Here is a 20,968-nt window from a genome sequence, read left to right on the forward strand (position 1 = left end):
TACTGTCAAACTTATTATATGGAAACCTTACAAGCAGAACTATTGCCCCCGAAGCGATATGACTTTGATGAAGGACAACTTCAAGTCTCTCTACTATCTCCTAACGGTCTGTCCCAGATACGCATCGAGGTACTAGCTCCGGTTGATCACCAAGACTCTACAGCTGCTATGCGGGTAGACGAAGACTATCCGGATCCACAAACAGCACACCGACGGTATCATGCCTTCTCGGGAGCCGATGCAGATTACTGGATGGGTAACTTATACTTGCTGCATATGGAGATGCAGCCTGATGTAAAATAAGAAAAGCCCCGAACCTGCAGAAGGTCGGGGCTTTTTCGTTGCAGTAGGTGGACCGTTGCCGGACACACACCTAGAAACCGGGTCGATGGCGCAAAACTAGAAGATTTTTCCTGTTGAGCTTCTCCTACTTTCTGCTCTCGCGTTATAGGATCGTAACAGACTAGTGTTGAACCACGAATTTCTTTCCGATTTGCGTACCCGCTAGACCGCCTACCTGATACGTGTATACACCACTAGGTAAATCACGGGCCTGTAGCAGCAGATGATCAAAACTGCCGTCTACTGTAAAGCGGCGTACTGCACGCCCGGCCGGGTCAAGCACGACCAGCTCCGCCGTCTCATTGCGGCTTAGTTTATACGGCAGCTGAATGGCTTCGGCTGTCGGGTTGGGATAAGGGCCAGCCAACGGATCCGCAGCGCGGGCAGCTGTTTTCAGGGGTGTGTAAGTCCCGGGAAGTGCATAGACCTTGGTTACCGTTTTTTGATTGCGTTCAACGTACGCGAGCAGCTTGGCACCAGTAGGCAGGGCGTAGGGCTCGGCGTAACTGCAGGAGTCGACCAAGAGGACTGTGGAACCCGTTTCATCCAGTACACGCAGGTAGCTCACAGAGTTACCCGCCGACACCTCTGCCCGGTAGGTAAACGCCACTTCCACACCGGCCGTGCTGTTAAACAGCCGGTCACTCACATTCAGGACATCGTACAGCTCGCTGCCGTTCGGGGCGCCCGTGGCCAACTGCCGGTAAATGGAATGGTTCGCATTGTAGATACGTACCTGGTTGGTCGTTCTATTAAGACCCGCATACTTAATGTCGCCCGTTGACAGTTTAAACGGAGTTACGTTCTCGGCATACGTGTGCTCAAGTGTGATTTGCGCATGGGCTGCCAACGAAGCCAGCAATAGGGAAAGCGTAAACAACTGTTTCATACAGGAAGATGAAGGTAGAAAAAATTGAGGCCCGCAATATACGGGCCCCGGGCATTGCTTTATTGCCTTACGTGCTACTGTCATGGTGAAAAATAGCGCGTAAGAGGGCTGCTTTCCCTGTTGGTCTACGCCTTGGTAGCGTCGATAGCCTCCCGTCGGCGACGTACTATGGCCCGCAGCCAGCCCGCGCCGGCCAGCGGCAGCGGTACCAACGAGTAGAGCAGGCCCAGCCCAGCCAGGCCGACGGCATACGGCAGCAGCGGCCGCACCCAGCTCTCGGCCGTGGTGGCCATGGGCACCTCTGCATTCCGGCCGGCGGCCACCGCCGGGCCCTTCTTGCTCTGGGCCGTTGTGACCTGGGCACCGTCTGTGGCCAGCACCACTGCGGCCTCGGGCTTATAACTTGCAACTACTTGCTTAGCAGCCGGGGCGTTGACTGCCGCCCGCCCCTGCACCAGTGGCACCGTGCGCGGCTGGGCCCGCAGGTTCTTGCGGTACTGCCGCTGCACGGCACGCGGCAGCTGGGCCACCTGCACCGGCGTGAGGGGTTTGTGTAAGGGGTCTGGAGCAGCTAAGTCAGCAGTAACCCCTGACATTGGCCTGTCATCCTGAGCAGCGCAACGAGAGCCGGCACAGCTGGCCAACAGAAGAGCGAAGACTAGGAAGGCGCGCATCAGATGATTTTGGTAAAGAGTAGAACCCCCACGGCAAACCATACCCCGCCCCCGGCTGCCAACCACCAGCGGGTGCGGCCGTCGAAGTCGAAGCGGGCAGTCGTCGTCGAGGACTGGTAGTTGAACTTGAACACAGCCCATGCCTGGCGGAAGCTCTGCTTCGAGTTGATCCAGACGCGGGTGAAGTTGTAGGCCTCGTTATGGAAGAGGCTAAACGAAAGGCAGATGCTGCCCACTTCCCAGGCCAGCCAGCCCAGCGTGTAGGGCAACGAGGCGGCGCACACCCACGCATCGAGGGCGGCGCCCAGGCCCACCAGGATAGCCGCGGCCCGCAGCCACACCAGCACGCGGTGCTCGTTCCAGGTGAACGACTCGGCGGCCTGCCCCGCGTAGAGCAGGCCGTCACTGACGCCATTGAACACGGCGAACAGATTGTAGAGCAGCCAGAACATTATCGGCCCAGCGGGTTGTTGGCGCGCTGGGCGGCTTCCCGCTTCAGGCGCAGCGTGTGACGGTAGGCGTCGGCGGTGGCCACGATGAGGGCAAACACAATAATACCCAGAGCCGACCAGAGCAGGGAGCTGCCGTCGCCGTGGCTGGCATTGTCGCGAAAGCCGAGCAGGGCACAGATGCCGGCGATGATAAGCGATGCGGGCTAGGGCGTTGGGAGCAGGCAGCTCAATCTCCACAGAAAACTCAGTGCGGGTGTCCGGACTGGTGCGGCCGGCTGAGGCGGGCACCACCAGCACCGGGGTGCGGGTACCATCTGCTACCTGCATGTACACCTGTGGCGAGTCGAGGAGGGTGGTCAGGGCCTCATGCTGCTGAGGGCTCAGGTTGCCAGCGCGCAGCAGCTGGCGCCGGGTGCGGCTGCGCTGCAGCACCAGGGCCGGAACACTCTCGGGCCGGAACACGCTGCCAGCTTCGGGCGTGGTGCTGGGGTCGTAGTCGCCATCGAAAAACCAGCCTTCCCAGTTGCCCAGCGGCGAAAGTCAGCGCAGGTACACGCCCCGACCGGGGCAGATGGGAATGAGTTGAATGAGCAGCGGCTGGGTGTAGACTTCCATGCCAGCGAAGGTGCGAGGCGAAAAAGGCCACTGCAACCGCAGTGGCCTTTTTCGCCTCGCAACCGGGGTAAAACGCCGCGCAAGTTGGTGAGAACTATCCCCAAGCTTAGACTGACAGGCGCACCATTTCCCGCGCAATGGCCAGGCCGATGGCTTCGGGTACATCACGAATGGGAGAGGGAGCAGGCATAGGGCTAGGTCAGGCGGTGATAGGGTAAGCGGGTGCAGTTGAGCTTGTGAGGGCAGTGGCGGCGGTATATCTTGCGGCACTATTCTGATTTAGAATTGCATTCAACAATCCAGATATGACAACTGAAATTCTACAAGTGCAGGGCGTAGCCGTGCGGGTTACCTATTCTGATACCGCCCACAAGGAGCGGCTGATTATCAAGGCGAACGAGCTGTTGAGCGCCGGCCACAGTTGGTGGGATTCTGAGGACCAGGACGGCGGGTTTTTCTTTGACCGCGCCGCCCCGCCTCAATCCTAAGCCAGCGTCACTAGGCTGGCGGCACCGATGTAGATATCCGCTACCTGCGTATCGGCATAGAGCCAACTCATGATCTGGTAAAGCGTGGCTCCGTTGGCGGCGCGGGCGTAGTTGTCGAACAGGATGATGTCCTGCGCCCGCGTTGCCCCAAGTTTGACAAGCTGCGTTTTCGTCTGCGTGAACACGATACGCACCCGGTCGCCAACGCCTGCCCGCATGTCATACCCTGGGTTGTTGCCGGGCGTGTACAGGTTGACTCCGAAGCCGTTCACGCCGTTGTTGCCGGTCGATACCTTGACGTAGGACGCGAAGGTCAGATCGTCCAGGTCGTTGCTGTAGACCGGCACGCTGTCCTTGACGCCAAACAGGTAGGTGTTCAGCCCCTGTTGCGCACTGCCGACGGCATCCGTCAGCTGCCACTCGATGTAGCCGATGAGCGGGTTGGCCGTGGAGGGGCCGATGGCAAACCGTGTTTTGGCGTAGCGTTGGATGCCGTTGGCCCCGGCCGTGGCCGTCATGGTGTTGGATGGGTTGATGGCGATGCCAACCACGTCGGCGGTGAACTCCTGCTTTTTGCGCGTTAGGTAGGGGTAATCGGGGTCGGCGTCGCTAGTGGCCGGCGGGGTGCCGCCGCCTGTCGGGGTGCAGACCAGCAGGGCTGTGGCGTCGGCGTTGGCTTGCGCCTTGGATACCGTGGAAGCGGCCTGCTTTGGGGTGCCCGTGGTGTTCGCCCCGCACGACTGCACGGCGCTGATATACCATCGGGTCGGCTGCTGGCCGTTGAGGGCTTTCACCTTTTCTTCGCCATGTTTGAGGTGAGAGAAGGCATCCCAATGGTGTAGGTTGTCGTGCAGGTTGTAGCCGATGGCGTCTACTGCCAAGCACTTGGGGCGGCTATCAGCAAACGCCTGAATATTGGCGCGGGCCTGGGTGTTGTCGTGGCTGTCCGTCTGCGTCTGCGTAAGCGTTACCGACTCCCGGCCACCATCGGGCAAGCCACAATCCGCTTTCAGGTCGGCCCAAATCTGCGCCAACTCCGGCCCCCAGTTAGGCAGGTCGGCCCATGTTTCGCCCTGGTTGCAGTCCCACACGACCTCTGCGCTCGTCAGCGGCAAGCCTTGCGCCAACCACCATTCCTTCAGCAGCAGAATCTGCCGCTTGATTTCGTTGTAAGCTGAATTGTCAAATCCGCCACCGTAAACTGGCGCGCCCTGCTTGGTGAATTTGGTGATGTCGGTTCCGTCCAACGAATAGCGAGCAGTGGCCAGCATCCCCGGCCCAGCGTTTTCCCATGCCTGCGAGTATGGCACTACAGCTCCAAACCAATTAGGATGCCCGGTTGCCGTAGCGCCACTGCTGTAGTCATTCACGCCCATCTGCAGCTTCTGCACGGCCGAGCCATTCGCTACCATGCTACGCTGGAACTCCCGCGTGATGGCCGGTGTGATGCCGGCCAGGTGCCCGCCGGCCAGGAAGGGCGCTTTCAATCCCTGGCTGTGCTCGTTGCTCTGGCCGGGGTAGCTGATGCGGAACTGGTTCACACTGCCAGTAGGCGGCGCGGTGGCCGCCTGCGTAGTACCGGAGAACTGTGCGCCCTGGGGCGAGTCGGCATAGGTAGTGCCGTTGCCCAGCGCCTGCCATTTGTAGTAGTAGGTAGTCGAGGCGCTCAGGCCGGTATCGGCGTAGGATGGCGAAGAGAGCGTACCACCCACCTGCACGAAGGCCCCGCCGCTGGCAGGGCTGCGGAACAGCTTATAGCCGGTGGCATTAGCCACCGAGGAAGCGGCCACGTTGAGGGCGGTGCTACTGGTGGGCGTGGCTAGTGGGTCGGCCGGGGCGGCTAACGTAGTAGCGGCAGCGGCCGTCACCGTCAGGTTGCGCACCGGCGAAATCTTGGTGGCGTTTACCGCGTCGGTGACGGTGCTGGCAATGTCGTAGCTGCCGGCGGCCGAAGGTGTCCAGTTGCCGGTAGCCGCACTACCGATGCTGACCGTAGCACCGGTGGCCGTGTTGGTGGCCGTCACAGCATAGCTGTAGGGCGCCGTGCCACCGCTGGCACCGGCCGTGTAGGCGACAGCCGTGCCAGCCGCTACCGAGGCAGCCGAAATAGTGAGGGTCGCCGCAAGAGCTGAGGGCGTGGGCGTCGTTGCTCCCTCAGCTTTCCGAAAAACCAGAATCCACTGCCCGTCGATGTACTTGTACATGTCGTAGGCGGCCAGGCTCTTGAGGTGGTACCAGAGAAACCCCTCCTGCCCGCCCGTGGTTGGGCCTGGCGCGTAGCTCTCCGAGTACACCTGCGTGCCGTCGATGCCGTCCTCGCCATCCACGTAGTCGGTGCCCTTGACCGGTGTGGTGCCGGCCGCGCCCTTTTTGGCCAGCCGGAACACCCAGGCCCCGGCTACCTTCTGATACTCGTAGCCGCTGGCCGTGTCGGTGTACACGTCGTTGTCGACACCGAGCGCAGCGCCAGGTACGCCCACGCCGTAGCGCGTCTACCCTCTCTGGCCAATGCTGACTACTATTTCATCGAGCTGGCGCACGAGCAGGTCGGCCAGCGCGGGCCCCGGCAGGTTGGCTCCGGACACCAGGGTGGCCAGAATTTCAGCGCGAAGCTGGGTAAGCGCAGTGACAACCTGCGCGGAAGTGGTGGATTGAGCCATTACTTGAAATCAGTATCGGTAAGGTCGGAAATCAGGAAGTCGTGGATGCCGGCCGGCGGCGGCGGTGCGACCACCACGGGGCAACTGCCGGGGTAGCTGCGGTCGGTATCGGTGAGCGTGAGCACCAGCTGGGTGGCGCAGGGCAGTGGGTCGGGCGGCAAACTCAGGCGGCACACGCCGGCGGGCAGCGAGGCCGGCAGCGGCACGCTGCGGATCTCCAACTCACTGCCGTAGCCGTCGAGGTAGCGCCACTCGGCGTACCAGGTAGCGCCCGCGGCCCGCTCAGGCAGCCACACGGCCAGCTCCAGCGGCAGGCCCACGGCCTGCACCAGCTGGCCCGAGGGGAAGGCGGAGAGCGGCAGGGCGGGCCGGGCGACATAGGCCACATAGGCGGTAGCGGGCAACTCGGGCGGCACGGCACTGAGCAGCGCATAATGCGCGCCACGGGCCTGCTGCCACTCGCCGGTCCCGGTGGCGTCCACTTCCCGCCAGCGGTAAGTAAAGGACAGCGTGGCCTGCCCGTCGTAGCGGGCCCGGCGGCCGGTGGGATAGCGCATTTCCGGTACCAGCTCGGCGTGCAGGGCCTGGGCCACGTCCACCAGCTCCCGCTGGCGGCGCACGGTTTTGCGCAGCCGCGCGAACGGGGCCTCAGCATCCGGCCGGCTCAGCTCCAGCTCGACATGCAGGCCGGGCCGGGGTTGGCTACCGGCCGTGAACAGGTCCGACACGGGCGTAGCCAGCAGCGCCGGGCGCGGCACCCGGCCACCCACGGCGTAGTAGGCCGGGGCTGGCAATGGTTCAGGCTCAGGTTCAGGCTCCGGAGCGGGCGCTGTCACTTCTACCGTCTGCTCTACCCGGCAACCGCGGGCATCTTCCACCCGCAGCGTGTGCGTGCCGTAGGTGGTGAGCAGCAGCAGCGGCACGCCGGGCAGCGTGCCGGCTGGCACGCTGTTAAGCACGAACCCGGCGGTATCGAGTAGCGTGGCCTTCACCCAGGCGGCGGTAGTGGTGGGCGTGAATTCGATGCTGGGCAGCGGGGTGCCAGGCAGCACCTGCACGCCTGCTACAGCCAGGTCGCACGTGCCGGGCTCGGCCGTGCCGCCCCCGCCCGTGGGCGCGCCGCAGCTGATAGTATAGCTGCGCTCGACGGTGTTTTTCGTCGGTACCGGTGATGGTGTAGGTGTCATCCGGGGCCGGCGAGAAGCGGAAGGTGGTCGAGGACCCGGCGTAGAAATCGGCGAAGACCTGCTCACCCTGGCTGTTGAGCACGGCCACGCTCAGCGTCACCGGCTCGGTGCCGAAGTTGCCGGTTTTGCGCAGCGTGATGCGCAGCTCGGCGCCCGGGCCGGGGCTGAGGCAGGTATGCTGAATACCGATCTGAGGAAGTCCGGCCATTTAGTAGGCAGTTGAAGAGGTGAAATCCGGGAACAGGTCCGAGCGCAGGGCGCGGCGCGTCTCAGCCGTCAGCGCCAGGCGCAGCCGGCCGCGGCTGGCCTGCAGCACGTCGCGCAGCGTGCCCGTAGGCTTGCCGAAGCGCGGGTCTTCGCCCCGGAACAGGCGGGTGCCCCGGCGCAGAATGCTGGTGGCCACGGCCCAGGGGCTGGCCGAAGAGCCGCGGGCCGCCAGCTAGGCCGTGATATCGGCCACCATGGCCCGGCCGGGCTTGGCCTGTGGGTCGGCGGCGGGGCCACTACCGGTTTCCAGGGCGCCGATGTGGGCCGGGCCGTAGAGGCGGGCCAGCTCCGGGACTGACTCGTTGCGTAGCGCGGCAATGGTGCGGCCGGTGGCCCGCTGACCCTTGGCCGTGATGGCCTGGCCCAGCTCGGCCTGGGTGCGGTTGATTTCGGTGTTGAGCAGCTGGGCCAGATTCATGCTTAGCAGAGGCTGGCCCGCTCGGCGGGCGTGATGTCGAGCTGTAGCACCACGCCGTCGAGGTTGGCGTCGAAGGCGTTGTAGCTGCTGACGATGTTGCGGGCCACCACCTTGGCAATGGCTGGGTGCTTCTCCAGCGCCGAGAGCAGCGCGAAGGCCTCGGTGAGCAGCGCATCCATGCGGGGCAGGCGCGCGGCCGCGTCATCGGTGAGCTGCGAGTAGGCCAGCACGCTGATGGTAGCCTGAAACGTGACCGTGGTGCGCATGCCGTACTTGTTGACGGAAGGCACCACCAGCATCTTATCCTCCACCAGCACCACCCGGCTGTCGGGCGTGAGCTGATCGAGGGTGATGTTGGCCTCTTCCTTCTCGCCGTGGGCGAAGTGGCAGCCAGGGATGGTGGCGAGCGCGCAGGCGCGGAGCGTGGGGATGGGGTACTGCATCGGAGTGCTATCTTGGGGGCATGGTTATCATCATGCGTGTGTTGTTGGTCCTGTTTCTTATTCTTTTGCTGCTGGCAGGCCTATCCTATGGTGTATATGAGGTCTTTAAATGGGATTTGCCACTAACCTTGGTGCTGGCTTTTTTCTGGTTTTGGCCGATGATTTGGTTGCCCCTCTTGCTGTTGCTGATCGTCGCATGCCTCTGGAATCTAGGGGTGTGGGCGAGAGAGCAGTTGCAGTAGATGTGTAGCACTAGCCCTGTCGTTTCTGTTGCCGCTCCTGCTGCACGTGCACCTGGTGGCGGTAGTAGGCTTTGTGGTTTTCCAGCTCAATCATCGTGTTGACCTCGGGCCAGCTGAGCTGGTAGAAGTAGTTCCAGCGGGTCTTATCGCCGCCGGCCAGCGCGTCCACCACGGCCAGCGTGTCCCACTCCAGCGAGAACTGCCCGACGCCTGCGGCCCGCTCAGCTTGGCTCAGCGGAATGCGCTTCAGGCGGGCGGCGTGGGCCCGGCGGATGCGGTCGAACTCGGCAAAAAAAAATCCGTGAGCGGCAGCGCTTCCCGCAGCTTCACCGCTCCGCAGAGCTGCTCCACCTCGGCCACCTGATTTGTGTCGTAGGCCGTGCCGTGGTAGGCGGGCTGCAGGATGGTGGCCAGCACCTTCAGCCGCAGCTGGGCCACGTCGCCGCCCAGCTCCTGCATCAGGGCCCCGATATCGGCGGCCTGCCCGAAGCTGATTTCTTCCAGGCTGTCGAGCACTGGTACTTCCACCTCGCCCAGCTGGAGCACCGTGGGGCGCTGGTAGCTTTCGCGGGTGGGCATGGGCTCGGAGAGAAACAGGCCGGCGGCCAGTGCCTGCTGCAGCTGCCGCGGCTGCAGGCTCAGCAACTCCGGAGCGGAGCAGTCGAGCAGCACGGCCAGGCAGTCCTGCAGGGTGGCCTGCTCACCGAGGTCGGCCAGCCGGATGGCCTGGGCCAGGGTGACGCTGCCCCAGTCGGTGGGCAGGGCGGCCAGGTGCGAGGCGAAAGAGATGGGCAGAACGGGCATAGGCTTAGCGGCGGCGACTCGGGCCAAAGGATTGGTGGACGGTGATGGGGGCGGCAACGGGCTTGCCGATGCAGTTCAGGGCCACGTAGCGCACGGGGTCGATGCAGTGGTTAAAAGCATCCACCGGCTCATTGGTGGGCTTGCCGGTGAGCCGGTCTACCCGGTACTTGTAGTTGCTGAGCTCCTTGCGCAGGTTGATCGAGCGGCGCGTGACGTTGAGCGGGTAGCGCTTGAGAATGTCGAGGCCGTTGCTCACCGAGTCGGGGCCCTTCAGGGCGCCTTCGATTAGGCGGAAGCCCAGGCGCCGCAGCTCCTCGATACTCTTGGGCTCGGCCGAGTCGGCCACCAGGCGCTTGAGCGTGGCCGCTGGGTCTTCTGCCAGCAGGCGCTGGTGAATGTCGGGGTTGGTCAGGCCCTCGGCGTAGAGCACCTCATCCAGCCACAGCTCGCCCTGCTGCAGATACACGTCGATGGCGGTGGTCGGGTCGTTGGTAAAGCCGAAGTCCATGCCACGGCCGATGAACTTGGCCAGCGGGGGCACTGCCTCTACCACGGTCCAGTTGCGCAGCACCAGGCCTTCGATCTTGCCGGTCATGCCGCGGGCGTACACCTTCCACAGTTCGAGGTCCTTCTGCTTCAGGCCTTCGATCTTGGCCCGCTGCTTCTCCATCAGGAACGGGTTGTGGCGGTGGTCACTGATGAGCAGCTCTACCCCGGGCCGGCCGATGATGGACTCGTGCACATAGAACTCAGCATTGGGGTTGTAGTCGATAAAGACCTGCTCCTTGGTGCGTAGCTCCAGCTCGTCATAGATGGGCTTGACCACGCCCTGGGCCTCGTTGACGAACAGGAAGTCCCGCTTGCCACTTTTGGCGTCCTGGCTGTCCTCGTAACTCTTGAACTCCATCACGCAGCCGTTGTGGAACTCGAAAATCCGCTCCGACTTGTTGTAGGACTTGATCAGGCTCTGCAGCTCGGGGCTGTTGTTGTAGATGTCGAGCGCATCACGCAGGGCCCCGGCCTTCAGGTTGGGAATATCCTGGCCGGCCACGGTGCACACCTTGCGCTTGAGCTCCGAGAGCTTGGTGAAGAGCACCTGCAGGATGCTGTAGGTTTTGCCGCTGCTGGTGCCGCCCTGGTTGACGACAGTATCGGCCGCGCTGTGGTAGTTGTCAACGAAGAGGCGGGAGCTTTTAAACATCGTCCACCTCCTTCTCCGAACGGGCCAGCGGCGGGCCGGTGGTGATGATTTCCACCTTCGTGTTGAGCACGGGCACCGTGGCGGCCTGCGTGTTGTCCTTCTCGAACACGCCTCGGATGCGGCCCATGTCACGCAGTGCCGCGGCCGAGTCGTAGAGCTCCACCGCAATACCGAACTCGGTAGGCTTCCAGGACTTGATGAGGCCCAGCTCCTGCGCCTGAGCCAAGGCCACCAGGTCTAACTCGGCCCGATCCTGCAACACCAGCGGGCCTTCCACGTAGACCATGGCATCGGGGCCGAAGCGCAGCACTTCCAGCTCCAGCTCCATTTCCCGCTTGCGCAGCTTGGTGAGCATGGCACGAAAAGCAGCCGCCTCCTTTTTGGGTAGCGGCCGGATTTTTTCACCAATAAGTTCTATTTCCTCCTTCACCTGGGCCAGTACCACGTTGGCGTAGGCGGCTACCCGTTGCCGTACGGGCACCTGAATAATGCGAACGAAGCCATTCAGGCGAGTTTCGGCAATGTTGCTGATGAGCTTGGTGAGCTTGCCAGCGGATAGGCTCAGGTCATCGAAGCGCGCGTCGATAGCCGCCTTTATCTCAGGTTTCTTCAGGTTCCGCTCCCGATGGAGTAGGCCGACTCTTCCGAGTAGCCGGCCCGAATTGCCGCCTGAGTGCAATTCCAGTCCACACAGTACTCCTCGACGAAGCGCTGCTGCTTCGCGGTGAGCTTTTTGGCGGTGGTGGCTGGGGCTTCGGGTTGAACTGACATGCCACGAAACTCCCACCATCCGCCTGCGCCTACAATAGCCACCCGCCCAAAACGCCGCGAACCTACCCCAAAACGTCGCGCAGTTTCGGGGCCTACTGCTCGACGTGGGCTAGCATGCGCCGCAGCTGCACGGTGCTCACGGCCAGCTCCCGGGTGGTTTCGCGGCGCGCCTTGGTCTGGGTCCAACTGGGGTGGGCACTCAGTAGCTCCGCCACCCGGCGCTGGGCGCGCATGCACTCACCGATGGGGTGCGCCTTGGGCTTGGGTGGCTCGGGGGGCAGGCTGATGTAGTCGAGCACCTGCCGACGCTCGACGGGGTCGAGCTGGGCCAGGGCTTAGCGCAGGACTTCAGCATGGGGCTGCCAGGGACGAAGGGAAAGTGCATTGAGCATAGCAACGGTGGTGAGGGAGCGAGGGGATGTTTAACAGATTTTTAGCTTCTTGCCGAAATGAATACGGCCAACCCAGAGCACCCGCAGCAGCCCGAATCGCCTGAAAACGAATCGTCTTTCCTTCCCAAGCTGGAAGACCTAATTGCCGTGACAGGGCTGTTCACGCCCAGTCTGATTCTGGAAGAATTGCAGGACTTGGAGAAGTTGGATGAGCAGCAAGAAGTGAGTAAGCCGGACATAGATTAGAGCGGGATAAGGCGGATGACGGTCAGTTGGTACTCCTTGCCGGCGTCCTGCACCTGGTTGTAGGCGCGCTGGCTCCTATCTTGGCGGGCATGAAAAAACTATTCTATATCGTGGGCTGCCTGCTGGTGCTAGGTAGCTCGCCTGCTTTCGCTGTGGCAGATGATCCGGCGGTGATTATCGTGCGGGTTCATGAATCCTTAAAGGGTGCTCATTTGGTCATTGAGCGGGGTGCTGAAAAGCCCGAGGTAATTGATTTTGTAGCTGGTAACTCCGCCAGCGAAAATGCAAGTGCGGCCAAAGGGTATCACAGCGTCATTTCCAAACTCTACCAGCAAGGCTATGTGCTGCAGAGCACAATTACGGGAGCTAGTCTGCAGGGTGGAACGTCCGCAGCTACTTACAGCCTGAGCACACTAGTCTTCATCAAGGGCCCGAAGCTGTAACGATGCGCAGGGCTTCCTCTATCGTTTCCACGATGTGGTAGGGGGAGCCCCGCCATTTGGCCCGGAACTCCTCCTCCCCCTCCGTGAGCTTTCGTTTGCTGGGTGGCTGGGCCGGGTCCTTCACCTCCAAGATGAACGTGCGGCCGCGGTAGCCGACGAGCAGATCGAAGCAGTTCTTGAGCTGGTGGCAGTGGCGCGGGCACACCGAGTAGCCGGTGTGCCCGCCCGGTGTGCCCGTTTGGCGGCAACTCGCTACCGGTGGGCACCGAAACCGGGCTGAGCCGGTGCAGTACAATCCGGTTCTGCGTGTAGGATACAGAGAATAACGATACGCCCCGGTAAAGTACTGATTTCAACAGGAGGCTCACATATTCACTACCGGAATGCCCGGAAACTTGCTCCTCGCGCTGCGAGAGCTGGTTTCCGGTTTTTTTGCGTCTGGGGGTACTCGGTTCTCTGGGCGCGAATCTTTCAACTCTGGGTGGGAGTCACGCCCCCCCTTACGCCCCCCATACCGGTATGGTGACGCAATTCACGCTTCGCACCGACAAAAAGGACAGCAAGGGCCGGTGCCCCGTGCATTTGGTGGTTTACTTCGACGGCTTGCGCCTGCGCTGCGCCACCGGCGAGAAGTGTAAACCGGCCGACTGGAACACCGAGCGGCAACAGTTCCGGCGCTCCTATCCACTGGCCGAGGACGCCAACGCGTTGCTGGCCCGCATGGCCACCGACGTGCTGGCCTGGTGGCGCGCCGTACGCGCTGCCGGCGAAACCCCTACCGTAGCCGGCCTGAAAAATGCCCTGAGGCCGGCCCCGGCTCCCACGCCCGTTCCCGAGCGGCTGGTGGTAGCGGAAATCATGGAATTTCGCGAGGTCATGCGCCGGCGCGGGCTGATGTGGAACACGCTGCGCCACTACCTGGTCACGGCCAACTGGCTGCGCGACTTCGAGCAGTGGGCCAACCGTCGGCTAACGGTGGCTGGGTATGACCTGGCCACCCACGACCTGGTGCTGGCTTACCTGCGCCACGAGCGGGCCCTTAGCCCCAATTCTCTCTACACCGTGGGCAAAGACCTGCGGCGGCTCTTCGGCTACCTGCGCGATGAACGGGGCCTGCCGGTGAGCGTGGAGCCCCGTAAGCTGCGCGTGGCCTGCCAGGATACGGAGAAAGTCTACCTCACCGGGCCGGAGCTGGAGCGGCTGCGCGTGACGGTGCTGCCCACCACGCTGGCGCCCGTGCGGGACGTGTTTCTGTTCTGCTGCTACACCGGCCTGCGCTACTCCGACGTGCTGCAGCTGCACGGCGGCAACGTGGAGGCCCTGCCCGACGGCTCGGGCCGGGTGCTGCGTCTGACCCAGACCAAAACCCGCACCCGGGTGAGCGTCTACCTGACAGCCGCCGCCTCTGCACTGCTGGAAAAATACGCCGGCCCCGAGCGCGAGGGCCCGGATGCCCGCCTGTTGCCGGTGTACCAGAACCAGGTGATGAACCGCTACCTCAAGCGTATCTGTCAGCTGGCCAGCGTCACGGCCGGAGTCGAAGTGGTGGAAGTGCGGGCCGGGCAGGTGATCAAGTCCATGCGGCCCAAGCATGAGCTGATTACGATGCACACGGCCCGCCACACCTTCGCCACCCAGAGCCTGCTGCGCGGCATGCCGGTGGAGGTGCTACAGAAGATCCTGGGCCACGCCAGCATCAAGACCACGCTGGTGTACGCCAAAATCGTGGAGGATTTCCAGCACCAGACCATGCGCCGCATCTGGGATGACGCGCCCACGCCGGCACCGGTAGCGGTAGCGGCCGACACCATCTGCACCGTGGAATCGTCGGCCGCCTGATTCCTATCACACGACACCCCGACTCACTCAATGGGTCGGGGTGTCGTGTGATAGGATCCCTGAAGATGGCCAGCCCGGCAAAGTAGCGGATACAAGTCGCGGACCACGCCCACGATGCGGGCCTCGTCGAGCTGTTGGCCCACGGGGTCCGGCATCCCCAGGCCGGCCACCAGGGCTTGGTTGACGATAATGGCGAAACTGTCGGCGCGGAACTGCGGACGGCTACCAAGTGCAGGCCCATCGTTTCCACTAGGGCATAGCCCACCAGCATCGTCCCGACTGACAGGCGCTTACATAGCATAGGTAAGCAAGTGGCAGAGGAGTTCGAAGATATAATGTACTGGTGATCGGGCACAGTAACAAGCCGAGCAGCAATACACGCAGGCCTGGCGCAACCTCTTGAGCCTGCACATCAGGGCCGGCCGTCTCATTCACCAGTTTTTTGGCCGCCCGGCCCTAACGGCGCTGGCGATTCAGGCTCTCAAAGGGCTACCCGTCCTCACCAATCAGGTGCTGAAGCTGATGCATGGGAAAAGCTATTGATTCAGTACTTCAAGAAGTAGCACAAGAGCAGGAACCGAAAGTATGGGCAGTGAGAAGCTGGGCGGGGCGGCTGTCTCATAAGGCCGTTTTGGCGACCCATCTGCTCCACCTTTCTGCTTGGCCGAGAAGGTGCCAAAGATTGCCTCATTTGCTGCCTTCAGGAATCAGTGACCCACTATCTTCGCCCTGGTTGATTTCTTGCGAAAAACGACGGTGATTTCCGGGTATGCCCTCGTGAGTACTACCGGCCAGCACCCGTAGACCAATGCCTTGCGGACTTACACCTTATCCTGCCGCTCTCTCCCGATGCTGTTACTGGATGAATCGAATGTTTTACGAGGAATCGGAGCCATCGGTGCTGCACTTGAATACCTTGGCTATGCGCTGCTGGCTGCAGTAACCTACCTGGGTTTACGATTGCTCTGGCGACCGGTCCGCCGCTCCGACGGGTCGCTAGAGTGGGGAACGAATGTTGGTCGTTGGCTGAGCGGCCTGCTACTGCTGACGCCGGCTACATTGCTACTGACTGGATGGCTCTGGCCGGAGTGGTATTCACGGCGTGCCGACCAGGCTTATTCTGCCAGGCAACGAGCGCAACAACTACGGCTGGTGGGCGACTATGCATTGGATCCGACTATGAGTGACTCCTGCCTGCGCCGTGCTACTTTTACCCTCTCATTGTATGCCGACAGCACGTTTCGTGCGCAGGCCGATTTGCCGGAATTTGCATCTGATTCGCTCATCAGCGGGCGTTGGAGCCTGAACACGGACCACTCACCCCGGCTCATCGTTACGTTGGAGCCCTCGTGGAGTAACGTTAGGGCCTATCCATTGTACACCGATGCTACAGCTACTATTCCTTATCTGGAGGCCTCTACGGACTTGCCAGGAAAGCCCTCTAGCTATCGTCTTCGCTTGGCCAAGCGGCATGCTACTGATCGGTAGGATCCCCGGCTCAGCAAGGACGTTATCAGAGCATTTACATTGCCTTTAATAGATCGTGGCCCCTATACTCCCTAGGAATGGAAGGCTTATTTTTCGTCTTATGCTGGTTTTTAGCCTTTCTCTTTATCGTGACGCTGGGTCTGGTGAAGTTTGTGGTCATTCCCTGGGGACTGCTCCGCGCTTTTTTTCACAGCGACTGGATTCCACCAGTGGTCAAGCAAGTGGTGGCCTGGACCGTAGGAATCCTTGTGCTCCTGCTCTTTGGGTTCCTGAGTTGGAGTTGGTATCGGCAGTGGCAGGTGAGGCAGACGGCGGCAGTTGAGCGTTACTTGCCACCAATTCGCCTCACGGCCCACCAACCCGGCCTGTTGCCGTTCCCGCTGGGCCGAGGCCGTATTGAGGTAGCCCGCTATAACCAGGACCCGCTGCTGGTCGTAGCCGGCGACTTGGTCATCGAGGGCCGGCTACGCGCCTACTTCACCGCTAGCCCGGACTTGAAGTTTCTTAACGAAACCAATAAAGTGCGGGTAAGTACTGAACAGGGAGATGCTACCCAGGCTACGGGACGGTCGGTGTATGACCCCGGTAGCCGAACCGTAAGCGGATCAATTCGCTGTGTGCTGCCCTCAGGCAAGCCGCTTTCCATTACTTTCTCGTCCACCCCAATTACCAGACCATAAACCCCGTAGTGTTTCGGTAGACATTTTCCAACCTGTTGCACTCACTACGACCTGGACAGTTCGTGCAGTGTTCTGGTGTTCAGAAGCTCATGCCATTGCGACAAAACGGGAATACCTTATCAGAAGCCCAAGTTGCGCCACTAACCTGGACTTGGCTGTTTTTAAGCCGCCGCCGCGTGAGGAAAATTAAACACCCCCCAAACATTGAAGCCGGCAATTACCGCCCCAGGAGTACATTTAACGCCTTTTGGTCAGCCTATTATCGTTTATCAGTCCTAACAGTTCGAGGGCCGCACATCTCACCACTACCTTACCCCATTGATGCCGCCTCGTATGCTTACTCCTGTCGACTCACTACCCGCCCGCTCCTCGGGCATGAGTAGCCTGCTCCTGTTCGTGCTTTGCCTGGTGGGGAGTTGCGCTGTCGTGGGGGGCGTGATCCTAATCGAGTTCATGTCCTTCTCCAGAGGCCAGGACGACTTCCAGGAGGGCTCTTACCTGCTGATTTTCTTTAGTCTATTCCTAAGTTTCTGCGGGCTGGTTGCCGGATGCTTCTCCCGCAAATTCGGCCACGTGCTAGCCATCCTGCTGGGCCTAGCCCCGGTGAAGGTGCTGTCTTTCTTTATCTACGAAGTGAGTGGCCATAGTACCCGTGCAGTATCGCCTGCCGACCAGCTGGCCGCTGAGGAGCAGGAGCAAGCGCGGATAAAGGCCCGGCGAGCAGCCCTTACGCGTGCTGCGTTGGCTCAACGACAGGCCATTGCCCGCACGCATCCTTACGCGGGCCGGGATTCCACCCAGCCGTATTATACAGCCGATCAGATGCCCAGCCTCACCGGCAAACCGGAGTTCCGACCTGAGCAGCACGAGTCGTACCACGAGTTGGCCCACTTACTCAGCCGCGCGGCAACTCCCCATTTGGATCATACAGAATTGCAACCAGATACAATTCCGGTCAGCTTCATCGTTGGCCCGTACGGAGGTATCTTCCAAGTCCAGATTCAGTACGGGGAAATACCCGAGACTGGCGCTCACACGCGGGCAGAGGCAGCAGTGCTGCAAGCCGTGGAAGAGTTGCCGCTACTACATCCCGGCCGCATGAACGGTCAGCCCGTATCGGTACGCATCCTGGTTCTAGTATCCGTACCAGCTTCTCACTAAAGGCGCCTTCCAATACCAAGGTGGGCTAGACAGCACATGTGTTGCCTAAACGCTACGTATTATGGCCGCAGCGGTAGTGTGTGCCACCGGTAAACGAGTTACTAGATTGGATGGGCGAGACAGGAGAATCAAAGCTGGAGAGGCAGAAACCTGTGTTGAAGATCATCCACGAGCCCACCGCCTGCGCGGTACAGCCACAGGCTCAGCAACAGCAGGACAGGAATAGCTAGCACACCGGCCGCGGTTAAGAAAATCGGCTTCCACATGTGGCAAGTTATGGCCGTCAAGAATTCTGACAAGATAATTGACAACGCATCAGCCATTGGAGCAAGTCCCTGGTTCGCCTTTCCCGAAGCGGCCACGATGGTGCCTGGCAATCGGGTGACTCGCTAGGACCCTGGAGCATTATATCCAATAGGGCAGGTTGTCGGGGGAAAAGTACGCCGCCAGCTCATCAAAATCACCGGCGGCCTGGCACCGTTGTAAGTAGTCAACGGCCGCGGCCGCGTCGGGGTCGGGCACAGACTGCAAGTAGTCCAAGGTCTGTTCAATGCCGGCAAAGGCGACGAGTTGAATGTCGAACTCGCAGGCCGTGTCAAAGCTCAGCTGCTTGGTGCGCCAGAGCAGCAGGGCGTCGCGCACGTCCCCGTGCAGGGCGATAAGGTAGCCGGCCAGGCGCAGCCCTTCCGTCGTGGCCCCACCGCCCTGAGTGTAAGCCTGCATGTAGCGGGCACTTAGGGTGGTGAGCAGGGCGCGGGCAAACGTGATATTGAGGCGTTGTCGGTAGCAGTGGTAGAGGCGCAGGCCCGCCTCCGACTCGTCCTCCTCGTCCGTTAACACTGCAAGAGCTTGTTCGTTTAGCTGTCCGGTTCTTTCGTAGGTGGTCAGCAGATCACACGTCGTCATGGGAAATCATCAAGCGGAGGAAAGGGATAAAAATCAGCAGCGAGTGAGGCCATGTAAAGAAAGCAGAAGCCGTTGCGTCTATCTTTCGCCGATTCGTCAGGAAGATGCGCACACATCACTCAGCAGAAGTTAAGCAGCAAATTTCGCGGCCGGCCATGAGAAAATGGAGTCTACTCTTATATTGCTGGCTACTGCTGCCGTTTGCCGGGCAGACACAACAGGCAGGCGTAGCCGGCACTGCCAGTTCTGTGCGCACGTTCGTGCAGGCGTTTTACGGCTGGTATCTTCCCAAAGCCACAACGGGCGGCGCTGGCAGGACCTGGCAGACGGCCCTTGAGAAGAAGGCGAATTGCTTCAGCCCGGAGTTGCGCCGCCGGCTCCGCGCCGATGCTACCGCCCAGGCCAGGGTCGCGCATGACCTAGTCGGCCTCGACTTTGATCCGATCCTCAACAGCCAGGACCCAGACCCCTATTACCGCGTAGGGAAAGTAGTTCGCAAGGGCCAGACGTACATGGTCGAGATTCGCCGCGTGGTTCCCGGCACCGCGGGCCAGCGGGCCGTGCTGGCAGAAGTTGGCGGCACAGCAGGGCAGTGGTACTTTGTGAACTTCCGCTACCCGGAAAGCCCCGATCTGATCACCTTACTCAAAACGCTGGAGAAAAGCCGCACGACCAGTTTCCGCTAACGTGACCGTATCTTTCCTCGGTTTACATACTCTGCAGCCTGCGCCACTAAATGGGCAGTAGAGTAATCAATACGCTTATTCCCCATCATGTCTCTACCTCTATCTGGCCGGTATGTTGGCCTGTTGCTGTTGCCCTTGCTGATGGCCTGTCAGACTGATAAGCCAACCCAACATCCGCCCGCATCACCAACCGCCCGGCAATTCCCCACGGAAAAGCCAGCCTCGGCTCCTTTCCGCGGGTGGCGGCGCTACACCGGGCAGGTAGGGTCTTATCCGGTGGTAGTTGAGCTGACCTTCGAGGATACCGCCACGGTCGGCTCCTACTACTATGCGCGCCATGGTGAACTGGTGCCGTTGCGGGCGCAGCCGCCGGGGCCGGGGCAGGCACTGCGGCTGCGCGAAGGAACCGCTGCAACCAGCAGCGGCACCTGGGAGGCGGTGCAACCCGCCGGCCCGGTGCTCAGCGGCAACTGGCGCAGCCCCAATGGCCGGCGAAAACTGCCGTTCTCGCTGCGGGAGGATTATGCCGGGTCCGTGCGCTACGAGCAGGTCGGGTTCAGCCGCGAAGGCCAACTGCCCGCCGACTCTGCCGTGTGCGGTATTCCGGGCCGTACCGTGAAATTTTCGCTGCAAGGAGTGCAGTTGCTCGATGCCGGGAGCAGCCCCGCCCTCCAACGGATCCAGCAGCTGCTGTTGCCGGTGCCCCCCGCACAGCTGGAGGCCTACGTGGTCCGGCAGGTGGCCGACAACGTGGGCGACTGCACCGAAACCGAGAAATCGGCCTGGGTAAGCTACAATGCCGACCACCTGCTGTCCGTGACTTCGCTGGAAGTGGTGTTTGCCTTCGGTACCCCGCACCCAACCCACCACTTCACCTCGATGACCTTTGGCCTGCGGACGGGTAGCCGGCTGCGTCTGGCCGATTTGCTGCGCCCCGGCTACGAGCAGCCGCTGCGGCAGCTGCTAACAAAACGGCTACTGGCCGATCCCAGTTACGGCGACTTTTACCGGGGTGAGCAGGCTGAGGGCCAGCAGCGGTGGCTGGACGAGGCCGGGCGGCCGCAACAACTGGTGCCGTTGCCGGCAGAGGGGTTTGTGCTGACTCCCGCTGGGCTGGAGTTCACCTGGAACGAGTACGACATAGCCCCCTACGTGATGGGCCCGCAATCCGTGGAGCTCAGCTACGCCGACCTGCGCCGGCTGGTTCGGCCCTCAGGGCCCCTGGCAGCGGTAGTTACGCGACATAAGTGACAAGGAAATATCAGCAGGTCGAACTGATATTGGTCGTCGTCACACGTGCCCTCTCAATCGAGCGCACTGGTAAAAAGCATGGAAAAGAGAGCATTAAAAAGGCAACACGCTCTTTTACCAGATCTTGAATGAGGCGGGAAACTTATCGGCTTCCCGTCTATTGTAGGTTCGTTTGGTGGCCGTCACCATCACCACCACCTATAGCTCTCGGTAGTGGTAGGCCCTGAAGTGAACTACATCGCCTAGTGGATCTCGCCATAAAAGTTCTTCCACTCTGCCTGGATGGGGCCTGGAGGCCGGCAGCACTAGCGGGCGAGCATATACTACTTGTCCGTCTTGCTGGTAGACCGCATGACTGGTCGCGCCCCTTTGAAAGGGGCCATGAGAAAAAGGAAAATTAACGCGTAAAGGAAAACAAACGGT

29 protein-coding genes are annotated in these 20,968 nt (G+C 61.4%); 11 read left to right on the plus strand and 18 right to left on the minus strand.

Translation table 11 applies throughout. The features are described from left to right. Window positions 1-18: 18 nt before the first annotated feature. A complete protein-coding gene (locus O9Z63_RS07345) occupies window positions 19-303 on the plus strand; it encodes a hypothetical protein (protein ID WP_270128650.1) in 285 nt (94 codons plus the stop codon). A gap of 160 nt (window positions 304-463) precedes the next feature. Here O9Z63_RS07345 and O9Z63_RS07350 read toward each other — a convergent pair whose 3' ends face one another. The 3 genes from O9Z63_RS07350 to O9Z63_RS07360 all read right to left on the minus strand — a co-directional run bounded on the left by O9Z63_RS07350 (window position 464) and on the right by O9Z63_RS07360 (window position 2,357). After that, window positions 464-1,231, minus strand: a complete 768-nt coding sequence (locus O9Z63_RS07350) for a T9SS type A sorting domain-containing protein (RefSeq protein ID WP_270128651.1) — start codon at window positions 1,229-1,231, stop codon at window positions 464-466. 125 nt (window positions 1,232-1,356) lie between these two features. Next, window positions 1,357-1,827, minus strand: coding sequence for a hypothetical protein (locus O9Z63_RS07355; protein WP_270128652.1), 471 nt, complete (start codon window positions 1,825-1,827; stop codon window positions 1,357-1,359). Between the two features lie 77 nt (window positions 1,828-1,904). Next, on the minus strand, window positions 1,905-2,357 hold the full coding sequence (locus tag O9Z63_RS07360; RefSeq protein WP_270128653.1) for a hypothetical protein: 453 nt from the start codon (window positions 2,355-2,357) through the stop codon (window positions 1,905-1,907). Between the two features lie 920 nt (window positions 2,358-3,277). Between O9Z63_RS07360 and O9Z63_RS07365 the strand changes: the two genes are divergently transcribed. Then, window positions 3,278-3,460 (plus strand): hypothetical protein, encoded by a 183-nt coding sequence (locus tag O9Z63_RS07365; protein WP_270128654.1) that lies wholly within the window; start codon window positions 3,278-3,280, stop codon window positions 3,458-3,460. Here O9Z63_RS07365 and O9Z63_RS07370 read toward each other — a convergent pair. Genes O9Z63_RS07370 through O9Z63_RS07400 form a run of 7 tightly spaced genes read right to left on the minus strand, consistent with a single transcriptional unit; the run spans window position 3,457 to window position 8,435 of the window. Continuing rightward, window positions 3,457-5,940, minus strand: coding sequence for a hypothetical protein (locus tag O9Z63_RS07370; protein WP_270128655.1), 2,484 nt, complete (start codon window positions 5,938-5,940; stop codon window positions 3,457-3,459). The genes O9Z63_RS07365 and O9Z63_RS07370 overlap by 4 nt on opposite strands. A 12-nt stretch (window positions 5,941-5,952) precedes the next feature. Then, window positions 5,953-6,120, minus strand: coding sequence for a hypothetical protein (locus O9Z63_RS07375; protein WP_270128656.1), 168 nt, complete (start codon window positions 6,118-6,120; stop codon window positions 5,953-5,955). After that, the gene (locus O9Z63_RS07380) at window positions 6,120-7,172 is read right to left on the minus strand and encodes a hypothetical protein (protein WP_270128657.1); all 1,053 of its coding nucleotides are present in this window, start codon (window positions 7,170-7,172) and stop codon (window positions 6,120-6,122) included. The genes O9Z63_RS07375 and O9Z63_RS07380 overlap by 1 nt, the downstream gene beginning before the upstream one ends. Continuing rightward, a complete protein-coding gene (locus O9Z63_RS07385) occupies window positions 7,072-7,515 on the minus strand; it encodes a hypothetical protein (RefSeq protein WP_270128658.1) in 444 nt (147 codons plus the stop codon). Before O9Z63_RS07385 ends, O9Z63_RS07380 begins: the two co-directional genes overlap by 101 nt. Then, window positions 7,516-7,710 carry a hypothetical protein gene (locus O9Z63_RS07390; protein ID WP_270128659.1) on the minus strand — a complete coding sequence of 65 codons (195 nt, stop codon included), beginning with the start codon at window positions 7,708-7,710 and terminating at the stop codon, window positions 7,516-7,518. It abuts the gene before it with no gap. A gap of 36 nt (window positions 7,711-7,746) precedes the next feature. Continuing rightward, window positions 7,747-7,992, minus strand: coding sequence for a hypothetical protein (locus tag O9Z63_RS07395; protein WP_270128660.1), 246 nt, complete (start codon window positions 7,990-7,992; stop codon window positions 7,747-7,749). 2 nt (window positions 7,993-7,994) lie between these two features. Further along, window positions 7,995-8,435, minus strand: a complete 441-nt coding sequence (locus tag O9Z63_RS07400; RefSeq protein ID WP_270128661.1) for a hypothetical protein — start codon at window positions 8,433-8,435, stop codon at window positions 7,995-7,997. Between the two features lie 20 nt (window positions 8,436-8,455). Between O9Z63_RS07400 and O9Z63_RS07405 the strand changes: the two genes are divergently transcribed. Then, the gene (locus O9Z63_RS07405; RefSeq protein ID WP_270128662.1) at window positions 8,456-8,677 is read left to right on the plus strand and encodes a hypothetical protein; all 222 of its coding nucleotides are present in this window, start codon (window positions 8,456-8,458) and stop codon (window positions 8,675-8,677) included. 10 nt (window positions 8,678-8,687) lie between these two features. On the opposite strand, the gene O9Z63_RS07410 is transcribed toward O9Z63_RS07405, so the two are convergent. The 6 genes from O9Z63_RS07410 to O9Z63_RS07435 all read right to left on the minus strand — a co-directional run bounded on the left by O9Z63_RS07410 (window position 8,688) and on the right by O9Z63_RS07435 (window position 11,752). Continuing rightward, window positions 8,688-8,849, minus strand: a complete 162-nt coding sequence (locus O9Z63_RS07410; RefSeq protein ID WP_270128663.1) for a hypothetical protein — start codon at window positions 8,847-8,849, stop codon at window positions 8,688-8,690. A gap of 74 nt (window positions 8,850-8,923) precedes the next feature. Next, complete coding sequence (locus O9Z63_RS07415; RefSeq protein ID WP_270128664.1) at window positions 8,924-9,481, minus strand: hypothetical protein; 558 nt, start codon at window positions 9,479-9,481, stop codon at window positions 8,924-8,926. A gap of 4 nt (window positions 9,482-9,485) precedes the next feature. Further along, complete coding sequence (locus O9Z63_RS07420) at window positions 9,486-10,682, minus strand: terminase large subunit (RefSeq protein ID WP_270128665.1); 1,197 nt, start codon at window positions 10,680-10,682, stop codon at window positions 9,486-9,488. After that, window positions 10,675-11,163, minus strand: a complete 489-nt coding sequence (locus O9Z63_RS07425; protein WP_270128666.1) for a hypothetical protein — start codon at window positions 11,161-11,163, stop codon at window positions 10,675-10,677. The genes O9Z63_RS07420 and O9Z63_RS07425 overlap by 8 nt, the downstream gene beginning before the upstream one ends. A gap of 128 nt (window positions 11,164-11,291) precedes the next feature. Beyond that, window positions 11,292-11,453: a terminase small subunit gene (locus O9Z63_RS07430; RefSeq protein ID WP_270128667.1), complete on the minus strand. Its 162-nt coding sequence runs from the start codon at window positions 11,451-11,453 to the stop codon at window positions 11,292-11,294. 92 nt (window positions 11,454-11,545) lie between these two features. Continuing rightward, window positions 11,546-11,752, minus strand: a complete 207-nt coding sequence (locus tag O9Z63_RS07435) for a hypothetical protein (protein ID WP_270128668.1) — start codon at window positions 11,750-11,752, stop codon at window positions 11,546-11,548. Between the two features lie 150 nt (window positions 11,753-11,902). Here O9Z63_RS07435 and O9Z63_RS07440 point away from each other — a divergent pair, with 150 nt between their 5' ends. Together O9Z63_RS07440 and O9Z63_RS07445 are read left to right on the plus strand one after the other, a co-directional pair. After that, on the plus strand, window positions 11,903-12,091 hold the full coding sequence (locus tag O9Z63_RS07440) for a hypothetical protein (protein WP_270128669.1): 189 nt from the start codon (window positions 11,903-11,905) through the stop codon (window positions 12,089-12,091). Between the two features lie 89 nt (window positions 12,092-12,180). Next, window positions 12,181-12,534, plus strand: coding sequence for a hypothetical protein (locus tag O9Z63_RS07445; RefSeq protein WP_270128670.1), 354 nt, complete (start codon window positions 12,181-12,183; stop codon window positions 12,532-12,534). Here O9Z63_RS07445 and O9Z63_RS07450 read toward each other — a convergent pair. Further along, window positions 12,515-12,739 carry a hypothetical protein gene (locus tag O9Z63_RS07450; RefSeq protein ID WP_270128671.1) on the minus strand — a complete coding sequence of 75 codons (225 nt, stop codon included), beginning with the start codon at window positions 12,737-12,739 and terminating at the stop codon, window positions 12,515-12,517. The two genes, O9Z63_RS07445 and O9Z63_RS07450, sit on opposite strands and share 20 nt — an antisense overlap. 314 nt (window positions 12,740-13,053) lie before the next feature. Here O9Z63_RS07450 and O9Z63_RS07455 point away from each other — a divergent pair, with 314 nt between their 5' ends. The 4 genes from O9Z63_RS07455 to O9Z63_RS07470 all read left to right on the plus strand — a co-directional run bounded on the left by O9Z63_RS07455 (window position 13,054) and on the right by O9Z63_RS07470 (window position 17,702). Next, on the plus strand, window positions 13,054-14,373 hold the full coding sequence (locus O9Z63_RS07455; protein ID WP_270128672.1) for a tyrosine-type recombinase/integrase: 1,320 nt from the start codon (window positions 13,054-13,056) through the stop codon (window positions 14,371-14,373). Window positions 14,374-15,222: 849 nt separating this feature from the next. Further along, a complete protein-coding gene (locus O9Z63_RS07460; RefSeq protein ID WP_270128673.1) occupies window positions 15,223-15,861 on the plus strand; it encodes a hypothetical protein in 639 nt (212 codons plus the stop codon). 77 nt (window positions 15,862-15,938) lie between these two features. Then, window positions 15,939-16,541, plus strand: a complete 603-nt coding sequence (locus O9Z63_RS07465; protein ID WP_270128674.1) for a hypothetical protein — start codon at window positions 15,939-15,941, stop codon at window positions 16,539-16,541. A gap of 375 nt (window positions 16,542-16,916) precedes the next feature. Then, window positions 16,917-17,702, plus strand: a complete 786-nt coding sequence (locus O9Z63_RS07470; protein WP_270128675.1) for a hypothetical protein — start codon at window positions 16,917-16,919, stop codon at window positions 17,700-17,702. A gap of 405 nt (window positions 17,703-18,107) precedes the next feature. Here O9Z63_RS07470 and O9Z63_RS07475 read toward each other — a convergent pair whose 3' ends face one another. Further along, window positions 18,108-18,542, minus strand: coding sequence for a hypothetical protein (locus O9Z63_RS07475; protein ID WP_270128676.1), 435 nt, complete (start codon window positions 18,540-18,542; stop codon window positions 18,108-18,110). 170 nt (window positions 18,543-18,712) lie between these two features. On the opposite strand from O9Z63_RS07475, the gene O9Z63_RS07480 reads away from it, so the two are divergent. Then, window positions 18,713-19,294: a hypothetical protein gene (locus O9Z63_RS07480; protein WP_270128677.1), complete on the plus strand. Its 582-nt coding sequence runs from the start codon at window positions 18,713-18,715 to the stop codon at window positions 19,292-19,294. Window positions 19,295-19,381: 87 nt separating this feature from the next. Continuing rightward, window positions 19,382-20,545, plus strand: a complete 1,164-nt coding sequence (locus O9Z63_RS07485; RefSeq protein WP_270128678.1) for an RsiV family protein — start codon at window positions 19,382-19,384, stop codon at window positions 20,543-20,545. The last annotated feature ends 423 nt before the right edge of the window (window positions 20,546-20,968 follow it).

This window comes from Hymenobacter yonginensis, from assembly GCF_027625995.1.
Taxonomy (GTDB): domain Bacteria; phylum Bacteroidota; class Bacteroidia; order Cytophagales; family Hymenobacteraceae; genus Hymenobacter; species Hymenobacter yonginensis.